Annotated in this window: 1 pseudogene; it reads left to right on the forward strand. The window is 35.8% G+C overall.

Annotation, left to right across the window (positions count from 1 at the left end):
- Positions 1-169: 169 nt before the first annotated feature.
- Positions 170-257 (forward strand): annotated as a pseudogene (locus KVT27_RS27625) (MBL fold metallo-hydrolase); the annotation flags it as partial.

The following is a 257-nucleotide window of genomic DNA, read 5'->3' on the forward strand; positions in this document are numbered from 1 at the left end:
AGAATTACGCCAATTATGAGCCAAATCATTGAGATCACCATCACTTTTTACCTTTTATGGATAATTATTCATAAAAACTTAGTTGAAATAAGGGAAATCCCGTGCTACATTAGAAAAAGATGTTTTTTTGTCGAAAAATGGAGGCGGATGAATGAGTTTGCAAATTCAAATGTTGGGAACCGGCAGTGCCTTTGCCAAAACATTTTACAATACAAGCGCATTGGTCCGTTCAAACGGAATGAACGTTCTCATTGATT

The sequence above is a fragment of the Lysinibacillus sp. GbtcB16 genome (assembly GCF_019091145.1).
Classification (GTDB): Bacteria; Bacillota; Bacilli; order Bacillales_A; family Planococcaceae; genus Lysinibacillus; species Lysinibacillus fusiformis.